We start from the raw sequence: 8,560 nt of genomic DNA on the forward strand, positions 1-8,560 counted from the left end.
CGTGGTCTCGGACATGGCGGCCGCGCAGAAGAAGCAGCAGCAGAAAAAAGCCGCGTCGAACCTCGAGGCCGGCCAGAAGTTCCTGGCGCAGAACAAGAAAAAAGACGGCGTGAAGACGCTCGATGACGGTCTGCAGTACAAGGTGATCCACAAGGGCGACGGGCCGCAACCGGATGCCAACGACAGCGTGACCGTGCACTATACCGGCAAGTTGATCGACGGCACGGTCTTCGACAGTTCGAAAAAGCGCGGCAAGCCGGTGACCTTTCCGGTCAACGCGGTGATTCCGGGTTGGACCGAAGCGCTGCAGCTGATGCACGCCGGCGGCGAATACAAGCTGTTCATTCCGCCGGATCTGGCCTACGGCGAGCGCGGCGCGGGCTCACAAATCGGCCCGAACGAAACTCTGATCTTCGACGTGAAGCTGATCAGCGTCGACAAGAATCAGGGTCCCGGCAATGGCGACAGCGGCCAGTCCGGCGCGGGTTCGGATGACAACGGCGATAGCGGCCAGTCCGGCGCTAGCCCGGATAACAGCGACGCCAGCGAGAATAGCGGCAGCGGCCAGTAGCGGCCCGCCGTTCGAGAAACGCCTCGCCTTAAGGGACACTTCTGGGGCGCCGGGCCGGAACCATTCGTTCAGGCGGTCGTCCATCCGGCGCCCGCCAGATTCGGCCCGGACAGTTGCAGATGCTGGCCCGGCTCGATCGGGCCGACGCCTTCGGGTGTGCCGGTGAAGATCAGATCGCCGGGCAGCAATGTCCAGGTCCGGCTGACCACCGCGATCAGATCGGTCACGCCAACCAGCATATGGGCGGTGTGGCCGATCTGTCGTGTCTCGCCGTCCACGGCCAGTTCGAAGTGTAGGTCGCTCAGATCCATGTTCTCGGTCAGCGAAACCAGCGGGCCGAGCGGCGCGCTGGCATCGAAGGCCTTGGCGCGCTCCCAGGGTTCGCCGCCGTTCTTCAGTTCGGTCTGCACGCCGCGCAGGGTCAAATCGAGGCCGAGACCGACGCCGCGGATATGCTCGCGCGCGGCCTCGGGCCGGATATTGCGGCCGCCGAGCCCGATTTCGACCACCAACTCGGCCTCGTGATGGATCGCGCCGACACCGACCGGCAGCCGGATGGCTTCGTTCGGCGCGACCAGAGACGAAGCCGGCTTCATGAAGATCACGCATTGTTCGCCCGGCAGCGTGTTGTTCAATTCCTCGATGTGTTTGGCATAGTTGCGCCCGATGCAGAAGATGCGGGGCGCGGATCGGTGGCCGAAAACCTCGGCGCTACGGGACGCGGTCATGAAGCGGCTCCTTGTTCGGGCAGATTCTTGTGCCGGTACTCGCACAGATCGACGATCGTGCACACGGCGCATTCCGGCTTGCGCGCGCGGCAAGTGTAACGCCCGTGCAGAATCAGCCAGTGGTGCGCGTCCTGTAGATAAGGCTTCGGCACCAGCCGCAGCAGCCGATCCTCGACTTCGCGCACCGTTTTGCCCGGCGCGATGCCGGTACGGTTGGAGACCCGGAAGATATGCGTGTCGACCGCCATCGCCGGCTGACCGAAAGCCGTGTTCAGCACCACGTTCGCCGTTTTGCGGCCGACCCCGGGTAGGGCGACCAGTTCGGCGCGCGTTGCCGGCACCTCGCCGTCGTGATTGTCGATCAGCGCCCGGCAGGTTTTGATGACGTTGGCGGCCTTGCTGTTGTACAGCCCGATCGTGTTGATATAACGCTTCAAGCCCTCTTCGCCGAGGTCGTAGATCGCCTGCGGCGTGTTGGCGACCGGGTAAAGCTTGCGCGTGGCCTTGTTCACGCCGACATCGGTCGCCTGGGCCGACAACATCACCGCGATCAGCAACTCGAACGTCGAACCGTACTCCAGCTCCGTCTTCGGCGCGGGGTTGGCGGCCTTGAGCCGTTCGAATATCTCGGTGCGTTTCTGTTTATTCATCGGGGTTCGGTCGGGTTCGGGGCGTGTTCTTTTGTTTGTCCGCAGATCGACGCAGATGCACGCAGATCGAAAGACAGATGATTCGGACGTTTTATTCCAACTTTGGAGAAGTTATACCAACCCTCATAAAGATTGATCGATCTTCATGAAGTCAGAATTCGTCCGCAAATGAACGCCAATAAACGCGAATGAAAGCGAGAAAAGCGCATAAGCGCGTCTTATTCGCGTGCATTTGCGTTTATTTGCGGACTGTTTTTGACCGGTAGGTCATTGCTTTTGCAAGTTGGTATTAAATCTCGCGAGCCGGCCTTGTAATTATGCCAGGACAGTTCTCGGAACAATCTGCGTGCATCTGCGTCGATCTGCGGACAGAATGTCTTCGGAATAAGGCTCGTGTCAGCTCACCCCTCGCGCTTTTCACGCTTGACCTTGGCCCGCGCGATGGCGTCGGCGATTGTCGCTTTCTTGGCGGCCGAGGTTGCGGCGGCGTCTTCGCGCGCGTCATAGGTCGCGTCGTGCCGGTTCGCCCGGCGCTTGCGCGTCGTGCTGCGGTTGAGCCGTTTCTGGCGTGCTTCGAACAACTGTCGGGCGCGGGCGGCGCGTTCGGCGTCGATCGGGCGCTCGGGCGGCCACAGCGGTTGGCCGGTCTCGGGCGTCGATTCCGGCATGTCGATACAGTCGACCGGACAGGCCGGCACGCACAGCTCGCAGCCGGTGCAGTCGGCCTCGATCACGGTATGCATCTGTTTGGCCGCGCCGACGATGGCATCGGTCGGGCAGACCTGGATGCAGCGGGTGCAGCCGATGCACTCGTCCTCGCGAATGAAGGCGACCCTGGCCACGCTGGCGTCGCCGCATTCCGGGTCGAGCGGCTTCGATGCGATGCCGGTCAACTCGGCCAGATTGTCGATCGTCGCCGCGCCGCCCGGCGGGCAGCGATTGATATCGGTCTCGCCGGCGGCGATCGCCTCGGCATAAGGCCGACAACCGTCATAACCACAGCGCCGGCACTGGGTCTGCGGCAACAGGGCGTCGATGGCGTCGACGGTGGTCTCGCTCATATGACCTCGGTCATGGGGCAGTGGCGTGACTCGGATATACAAACTGATAAGAAGATATTTTTCCGCCTGCGGACAGCCCGATCGAACGAAGCGGCGTCACTTGATCTTGTCCCCCGGCTTGGCCCCGTCGTCCGGTGAAAGCACGTGCGGCGAATCGCCGGCGGCCAGTACCATGCCTTCCGATACACCGAAGCGCATCTTGCGCGGCGCCAGATTGGCCACGAGCGCCACCAGCCGGCCTTCGAGCGCGGCCGGATCGTAGGCGGCCTTGATGCCGGCGAAAACCTGGCGCGTGCCGAGATCGCCTACGTCGAGCGTCAGGCACAGCAGCTTGTCGGCGCCCTCGACGTGCTCGGCGGCTACGACCTTCGCCACGCGCAGGTCGACCTTCGCGAAATGCTCGATATCGATGATGCCGTCATCTTTGGCTTCGGCGGCCGTCGTCTTGGCCTTATTGTCGCCCTTCTTCTTCGATTCGGGGCCATCCGATTCGCGTTTTTCGGCCGTTGCGGCGGCGATCAGATCTTCCTTGCTGGCCTCGATCATCTTGTCGATCGCCGGCTGTTCGACGCGGCGCAGGAGCGGCTTGAACCGGGCGATTTCGTGATCGAGCAGCGGTTTGTCAAGCCCGGCCCAGGTCAGCGGCTCGATTTGCAGGAATGCCTCGGCGCGCTCGGCGGTGGCCGGCAGCACGGGTTTGAGATAGATCGTGAGCTGGCGGAATAGGTTGAGCGCGGTCGTGCAGACGGCGGCCAGCTCGGCCTCGCGGCCTTCTTCCTTGGCGATTTGCCAGGGCGCGCGTTCGGCGACATAGGCATTGGCCTCGTCGGCCAGCGCCATGATCCGGCGGATCGCCTGGGCATAGCGCCGCGCTTCGAAATGGCCAGCGATCTCTTCGCCGGCCGCGGCGAAGCGCTCGAACAGTTCGGGCCGGTCGAGCGCCACCGCGAGCTTCCCGTCGAAGCGCTTGCCGATGAAGTTCGCGCAGCGACTGGCGATGTTGACGTATTTACCGACGAGGTCGGAATTGATCCGGGCCAGGAAGTCCTCGAAGTTCAGGTCCAGATCCTCGACCCGGTGCGAGAGCTTGGCCGCGAAGTAGTAACGCAGGAATTCCGGCTCGATGTGCGCCAGCCAAGTCCGCGCCTTGATAAAGGTGCCGCGCGACTTGGACATTTTCTCGCCGTTGACGGTGACGAAGCCGTGCGCGTGGATCGTGTCCGGGGTGCGATAGCCCGCGCCCTCGAGCATCGCCGGCCAGAACAGCGCATGGAAATAGACGATGTCCTTGCCGATGAAGTGATACAGCTCGGCGGCCGAGTCGCGGCCCCAGAAGGCATTGAAATCCAGGTCGTCGCGCTTGGAACATAGATTGGCGAACGCCGCCATGTAGCCGATCGGTGCGTCCAGCCAGACATAGAAGTATTTATCTTGCGCGCCCGGAATCTTGAAGCCGAAATAGGGCGCGTCGCGAGAAATATCCCAGTCGCGCAAGCCCGTGGCGAACCATTCGTCGAGCTTGCGGGTCATCGATTCCTGCAGCCGGTCGCCGCGCATCCAGTCGCGCAGGAAATGCTCGAAATCGGCCAATTTGAAGAAATAGTGCTCCGAGTCGCGCTCGATCGGCGTGGCGCCGGAAAGCACCGACACCGGATTGCCCAGTTCGGTCGGTTGATAGGTGGCGCCGCAGACCTCGCAAGCATCGCCATACTGATCCGGGCTGCCGCAGTTCGGGCAGTCGCCGCGGATGAAGCGATCCGGCAGGAACATCTCGGTTTGCGGATCGTAGGCCTGCGAGATCGTGCGCCGGGCGATATGGCCTTCAGCGGCCAGTTTTTCGTAAATCGCGGTCGACAACTCGCGGTTCTCGTCCGAGTGCGTCGTATAATAGTTGTCGTAGACGACGTGGAAGTCGGCGAAATCGCGCTGGCGTTCGGCCGATACATCGGCGATCAACTGTTCGGGCGTGATGCCCTGCTCGCGCGCCTTGAGCATGATCGGCGTGCCATGCGCGTCGTCACCGCAGACCGCGATGCAGCGGTGGCCGCGCAGCTTCTGGAAGCGCACCCAGATGTCGGTCTGGATGTGTTCCAGCATGTGCCCCAGATGGGTCGCGCCGTTGGCATAGGGCAAGGCCGAGGTGACGAGAATATCGCGCGCCATGACGTGCTCGAAATCTTGAGTTTTCAAAGCGCGTCAGTATGCCACAGCGCGCCCGCCTCCCGATCGCGAGTTGCTATCATTCGTGTCTGTTCATTGATATGCCAATCATGCGGTGCGCCATGAGCGATGCCCTTCGCGAAATTGTTACGGCCGAACTGGCCCGATACCACGAGCCCTATCTCGATACCGATCTCGTGAGCGCGCGCGCCGTGCGCTCGCTGACAGTCGAGGCGGCCCACGTGACGCTCGAACTCGATCTCGGTTTTCCCTGCGGCGGCTATGGCCAGCAGCTTGCCGAGCGCGTGCGCGAGAAACTCGAGGCCCTGGATGACGTGAATCAGGCTGACGTGACCGTCGGTTTCTCGATCAGCCCCCGGGCCGTGCAGTCGCAACTCAAGCGCATCGAGGGTGTCGCCAATATCATCGCCGTGGCCTCGGCCAAGGGCGGGGTCGGCAAATCCACGGTCGCGGCCAACCTCGCGCTGGCGCTGGCGGCCGACGGCGCCAATGTCGGGCTGCTGGATGCCGATATCTACGGGCCCAGCCAACCGCGGCTGATGGGCGTCGACACCCGCGCCAAGGCCGCCGGCGAAAACACGCTCGCGCCGGTCGAGGCCCACGGGCTCAAGACCATGTCGATCGGCTATTTGATCGAAAAAGACAGCCCGGCCATTCTGCGTGGGCCGATGGTCACGTCCGCGCTACAGCAGATGCTGTTCCAGAGCGCTTGGGGCGATCTCGACTATCTGATCATCGATCTACCGCCGGGCACCGGCGATATCCAGCTCACGCTGGCGCAGAAGATCCCGGTGTCGGGCGCGGTGGTGGTCACCACGCCGCAGGATCTGTCGCTGATCGATGCGCGCAAGGGCGTGGAGATGTTCAAGAAGGTCAATGTGCCGGTGCTCGGCATCGTCGAGAACATGAGCACGCATATCTGTTCGAAGTGCGGCCACGAGGAGCACATCTTCGGCGCGCATGGCGGCCAATCGCTCGCCGACGAATACGATGTCGACCTGCTGGGCGAACTACCGCTGGACATCTCGATCCGCGAATACGCCGATTCGGGCAGGCCCACCGTCGTCTCGGCGCCGGAATCGCAGATCGCGGCGGCCTATTTCGATATCGCCCGCAACGCGACCGCGCGGCTGTCGCGCCAGAAGAAGGACTACGCCAGCAAGTTCCCGAATATCAAAGTCGAGAGCACTTGAAGCGATACGGCGGCGACCGGGCGCGCCGCCGTGTCGTCGCCGTCGCCGTCGGCTTCAGCGCTGCCGGTCGGCGGTCGCCTGCTGGCCCTCGGCGGTCTGGTTGACCTCGAGCCACCAAGTCATCACGAACGAGCAGGCATACAGGGCGACGAAGGCCCACACCACGCCGACGTTGCCGCCCCAGGGCTGGACGATCGCCACCACCGCGGTGCCGAGAAACGTCGCGCCGCCGGCGGCGGTGGTGTACATGGCCATCGCCGCGCCTTTATGGTCCGGCGTCAGCGCGGGCAGAATCGCCCCGAGCGGCACGAAGCCGGCCAGCAGCACGCCGAAGCACACCCCGGCGAGCACCGAGACCACGTAGCCCCAGTCCGAGCCGGCCGGCACCCAGTGCGGCACGTACCACCAGGCCAACAGCCCGAGCGCCGAGCCGACCACGCCGAACCAGCGCACGGTGCGCACCCAGCCCCAGCGGTCGCCGATGGCACCGAACACGGCGTTGAGCAAAATATTGCTGGCATAGACGATGGTCGTCATCAACAGCCAGCGCGACTGCCCCCAACCGAGATTTTGGGCAATCACCGCCGGCATGATCACGAACATGCCGAACTCCGGCGCGGTGTTGATGAGCCGAACCAAAAAACCCATCAAAACCCGCGGGTTGCGAAACGTCAGGCGCAGGCCGGAAAATATGACCTGACCGGAACTTTCGTCTTTCGGCGCCAGGCGGCCATAGCCGGCCGGATCGCGCACGCCGAACCACACGATCAGAAAACCCAGCGTGACCAAGCCAATCGAGGTCCACATAGTCAGAGCTTCAGCCGTTGTACCGCTGCCGAACAGCGGAATCACGCCGGCCGCGTATAGCGAGCCGAGGGTAGGGAACCCGCCCGTGAACATGACATAGAACCAGCCCACGGCGGTGCCGTTGCGCTCGATTGGAACCACCGCGTTGATCCAGACGAGAAAGGCGAAGGCAAAAAACGGAAACCCGAAGCCGCGCAGGAAATAGGTGATGAATATGAACGCAACAGAGCCGGAGTTCATCGCGAGCAAAAACAGGGCTTCAAAGACCGCCCAAATCAAAAACCCCCAAAGCATCACCCGCCGCGGCCCGAACAGATCGGCCAAAGCGCCCGATAGATAGGACGCGATCAACGCCGCCAGGCTGTACATCGTCAGTATGGTCGCCACCAGTTCGGCGCCGGAACTGCCCAGGACAGCGCTCAGGTGCGGCGAGATGATGTTCGAATCGACGCCGTTGCCGGTCATGAAGACCAGCACGCCGAGAAAACCCCAACGGATCGAGTAGGGTATGCCGATGCGATCGAGCCGGGTTTCGGTTGGGTGGGTGGTCGAGTTCACGATAACCTCCGGATTTTGAAAGGTGAAACGACTTCTTGCCGAACGCAACGTTTCATACCTTCGTCGCATAGAGCTATGCGCGGTTCGTCTAACACCGGGCCAACCGTTGGCCACCAATGCACGACGCTTCGGCCACGAGCGACGGCATGTTCTGTACGCGACCAAAATCCAATTGAACGCGCGTTCGTTTTCATATCTCAGCTGAACATCCGTTGGCGAAGGCGTTTATTGCGATCGCGAACCGGCCCAACGCTTCATGTGCCTCGCCTCGTAAATCTGCCATGACAGCAGTATGGGCAGGCCGAACACGATCTCGCGCCCGCGCTTGATCAACGACAGGGCAAGCGCGGTCTGGCTGTCGATGCCGAGCAACTGGCCGAACATCACGAACCCGACTTCCTGGACGCCGAGCCCGGCCGGAATCATGAATGCCAGATGCCGGATGGCCAGCGCGAAGCTCTCCAGCGCGATCGCCGCCGAGGGCGAGACCGGGTGTCCGAGCAGCTTGAGCACCAGCCAGACTTCGAAGCTGCCGGCGAACATGCCGAGAAACTGCCAGAGCGTGGCCCATGCCATGCGGGCCCAACGCCCGGTGAGATCGTGCAGAGCATCGTCCAGCGAGCCGCGGCGCCCGAACAGGCGCGTGAGCATATCGCGTCCGCCGAGCATGTTCTCCATCGCGCGGCGCAATCGCTCGAAGGGGCGCGTGCGGCCGAGCACGGCCAGCAGGACGAACGGAAACGGAAAGGTCACACCCAGCGCGATCAGAATATCGAACACCACGGCACCGGAATGCAGCAGCAGCACCAGC

General features: G+C 63.0%; 8 protein-coding genes. 2 read left to right on the top strand and 6 right to left on the bottom strand.

What is annotated here, in order from left to right; translation table 11 throughout:
- A partial coding sequence (locus tag VFJ08_RS12770) for an FKBP-type peptidyl-prolyl cis-trans isomerase (RefSeq protein WP_324997602.1) occupies nt 1-571 on the top strand: 571 nt, incomplete at its 5' end.
- A gap of 68 nt (nt 572-639) precedes the next feature.
- Here VFJ08_RS12770 and VFJ08_RS12775 read toward each other — a convergent pair.
- The 4 genes from VFJ08_RS12775 to metG all read right to left on the bottom strand — a co-directional run bounded on the left by VFJ08_RS12775 (nt 640) and on the right by metG (nt 5,173).
- The gene (locus VFJ08_RS12775) at nt 640-1,299 is read right to left on the bottom strand and encodes a fumarylacetoacetate hydrolase family protein (RefSeq protein ID WP_324997603.1); all 660 of its coding nucleotides are present in this window, start codon (nt 1,297-1,299) and stop codon (nt 640-642) included.
- Nucleotides 1,296-1,949 (bottom strand): endonuclease III, encoded by a 654-nt coding sequence (nth, locus tag VFJ08_RS12780; RefSeq protein WP_324997604.1) that lies wholly within the window; start codon nt 1,947-1,949, stop codon nt 1,296-1,298. Before nth ends, VFJ08_RS12775 begins: the two co-directional genes overlap by 4 nt.
- A 401-nt stretch (nt 1,950-2,350) precedes the next feature.
- The gene (locus VFJ08_RS12785; RefSeq protein WP_324997605.1) at nt 2,351-3,010 is read right to left on the bottom strand and encodes an RnfABCDGE type electron transport complex subunit B; all 660 of its coding nucleotides are present in this window, start codon (nt 3,008-3,010) and stop codon (nt 2,351-2,353) included.
- Nucleotides 3,011-3,106: 96 nt separating this feature from the next.
- Nucleotides 3,107-5,173 carry a methionine--tRNA ligase gene (gene metG, locus VFJ08_RS12790; RefSeq protein ID WP_324997606.1) on the bottom strand — a complete coding sequence of 689 codons (2,067 nt, stop codon included), beginning with the start codon at nt 5,171-5,173 and terminating at the stop codon, nt 3,107-3,109.
- A 119-nt stretch (nt 5,174-5,292) separates the two neighbouring features.
- On the opposite strand from metG, the gene apbC reads away from it, so the two are divergent.
- Entirely contained in the window at nt 5,293-6,384 is a 1,092-nt protein-coding gene (apbC, locus tag VFJ08_RS12795) for an iron-sulfur cluster carrier protein ApbC (RefSeq protein WP_324997607.1), read from the top strand.
- 54 nt (nt 6,385-6,438) lie between these two features.
- Here apbC and VFJ08_RS12800 read toward each other — a convergent pair whose 3' ends face one another.
- Both VFJ08_RS12800 and VFJ08_RS12805 read right to left on the bottom strand, forming a co-directional pair.
- Nucleotides 6,439-7,749 carry an RbtT/DalT/CsbX family MFS transporter gene (locus VFJ08_RS12800; protein WP_324997608.1) on the bottom strand — a complete coding sequence of 437 codons (1,311 nt, stop codon included), beginning with the start codon at nt 7,747-7,749 and terminating at the stop codon, nt 6,439-6,441.
- 225 nt (nt 7,750-7,974) lie between these two features.
- Nucleotides 7,975-8,560 (bottom strand): lysylphosphatidylglycerol synthase domain-containing protein (locus VFJ08_RS12805; protein WP_324997609.1); only part of this gene is annotated, 586 nt, incomplete at its 5' end.

The sequence above is a fragment of the Salinisphaera sp. genome (genome assembly GCF_035690525.1).
In the GTDB taxonomy this organism is placed as follows: domain Bacteria; phylum Pseudomonadota; class Gammaproteobacteria; order Nevskiales; family Salinisphaeraceae; genus Salinisphaera.